Origin of the sequence: Nocardia sp. NPDC050793, from assembly GCF_040654065.1 — a bacterium.
GTDB lineage: Bacteria > Actinomycetota > Actinomycetes > Mycobacteriales > Mycobacteriaceae > Nocardia.
Genome location: NZ_JBFAHG010000032.1, coordinates 1 through 1,231 on the forward strand (window position 1 = coordinate 1; position 1,231 = coordinate 1,231).

Annotated in this window: 1 protein-coding gene; it reads right to left on the bottom strand. The window is 42.2% G+C overall.

The features are described 5' to 3' along the window. Positions 1–107: 107 nt before the first annotated feature. On the bottom strand, positions 108–1,055 hold the full coding sequence (locus AB0H50_RS35530) for an IS30 family transposase (protein ID WP_003130410.1): 948 nt from the start codon (positions 1,053–1,055) through the stop codon (positions 108–110). Positions 1,056–1,231 lie beyond the last annotated feature (176 nt).

Genomic DNA, 1,231 nt, shown 5'->3' on the forward strand with positions numbered 1-1,231 from the left:
AGCAGCATTAGGAAGCCAAATTGCAGATAAAGAAAGCAGACACCTTTTATTTATTGGTGATGGTTCACTTCAACTTACAGTGCAAGAACGCAAATTGCAAGTCCAAGTTAGCCAGCCAAGCTCATCTCATATGAACTCTTATAGTTGAACATTTTTCTTGGATAATGGTTCATCCAATACTCGATAGCGGCGACTTCTTCAGGGGTCGTCTTTGTTGTGCCTTTTGGCAGATGCCTACGAATCATTCGGTTATGGTTTTCATTCGTCCCTCGCTCAAAGCTCGCGTAGGCGTGTGCATAGTAAACTGGACAGCTTACGACCTCAGAGAGCCTTGCAAATTCATGGCCATTGTCAGGGGTAATGGATTTGAAGTCATAACTTTTTTGAAGTTCCACCAGCTCATCATTGACCGCCTGTGCTGTTTTCCCATCAATCAAGCGAATGATCTCCGTGCGGTATTTTCGCTCTGTGAGCGTCAAAAGCACCTTGTTCTTAGCTCTCGTAAGAATGACCGTGTCAATCTCGTAATGCCCCACTTCTAAGCGATTGTTAATGAACTCAGGCCGTTCTTCAATAGACTTACCAAAAGGATGCTTTGGCGCACGAGGTTTGATTTTCTTTGCCGCCTTATACTGCGGATAGAAAAGATGATGACGCTTGGCTTCTAACCAGCCCCAGTTGACCCAATTGTAGAGGCTGCTCAGAGAAACTCCTTTTAGAGCCTGATGAATGACTTCCAAAGAGTCCTTGTCTTCTTTAAGACGTGTACTCACATAACAATCAATCTCAGTCGTGAGTTTACTCGGACGAACACTGTGAGCCCTCAATCCTTCATAATTTTCTTGAGCCTTTTTAGCAGAGTATTTTACCTTCCGCTTGAGCTGGATTTCCCCTCGCTTCATCTCTCTGTCAATCGTCCCATGAGCTTTATTCAATAAGCGCGCAATCTCACGGTTGCTCAGTCCTTCTTTATTGTGCCAACGTTCAATGTTTAAACGGTCTTGATTGGTCAGGTGTTTCCCTTTGCTCTGGCTTGTGATAGAATAGTCTTGCATCTGAATTTCCTTTTTATACTATTTGGTCGAACTTCTAGTATAAGAGATTCAGATGTTTTTTGCTTGACTCAAGGTGGCTAACTTCATTTTACAATTTGCGGTTATAATTAGAAGTATGATGTGAATCGTTTTTAGAGCAAATAGCATTATCCAGTCAAAGAAAAATATAAGGAAAT

Coding starts and splice junctions, on each gene's coding strand:
- AB0H50_RS35530 (WP_003130410.1), bottom strand. CDS start 1,055: ATGCAAGACTATTCTATCACAAGCCAGAGCAAAGGGAAACACCTGACC.